The organism is Brevibacillus sp. YAE8 (genome assembly GCF_057543335.1).
Window position 1 is genome coordinate 1 of the sequence record NZ_BAAIYG010000081.1, and the last position, 954, is coordinate 954.

At 45.2% G+C, this 954-nt stretch carries 1 protein-coding gene; it reads left to right on the top strand.

Features of this window, described 5'->3' with window-relative positions:
• Positions 1-954, top strand: a 954-nt coding sequence (locus tag AC27IT_RS27690) for an aminotransferase class III-fold pyridoxal phosphate-dependent enzyme (RefSeq protein WP_487092249.1), incomplete at both ends; no start/stop codon positions are given.

The window sequence follows — 954 nt, forward strand, 5'->3', positions numbered from 1 at the left end:
TCACCCGTGATGACAAGAGTAACAGAGCTTGTTATTGAAAAAGCGCACGGTGCGAAATTTTGGACAGCTGATGGCACGGAATATATTGATTTTGTATCAGGAGTAGCTGTCAATGCAGTAGGTCATACACATGAAAAGATGGTAGAAGCAATTAAAAAACAAGCAGATCAGCTGCTTCACCTCGGTTTAAATTACGGATACTACGAAACAGCTGTGAATTTGGCAGAAAAACTTGCGCAAATTACGCCAGGAAACTTAGATACGGTTTTCTTTTCAAACTCAGGCGCAGAAGCTATTGATGGAGCGCTTAAGTTAGCAAAAGCGGCCACTGGCAGACCAGGGATTATCGCTTTTGAAGGTTCTTTTCATGGCCGTACACTCGGAGCTACAGCTATTACGGCTTCAAGCTCCAAGTACCGAAGCTACTACGAGCCGATTTTGGGAGAAGTGTATCACGCGCCTTATCCGTATCCAAGTCAGCTTCCTAATATTGACGAGGAAGAAGCGGAAGCATATTGCTTAAATCAACTGCAAAAGCTGTTTGAACTGCGAGTGGATCCTTCACGCGTAGCGGCGATTGTTATTGAGCCAGTCATGGGCGAAGGAGGCTATTACCCTGCTCCTTCTAGCTTTTTACGCGCACTGAGAGACATAGCGAATGATTATGGCATTCTGCTTATCTTTGATGAAGTGCAAACGGGATTCGGGCGCACTGGAAAAATGTTTGCCGCGGAACATGCTGGAGTCACACCAGATATTTTAGTTTTAGCAAAAGCTCTTTCCGGTGGTATGCCACTAGGAGCGATTGTAGCAAGCCGAGAACTGCATGAGAAATGGCCAACAGCCGGACATGGTTCTACTTTTGGTGGAAATCCAGTATCGTGCGCAGCTGCTTTAGCTAACATTTCAATCATTGAAGAAGAAAAGCTTGTAGAGCGCAGTGAAAAAGTAGGT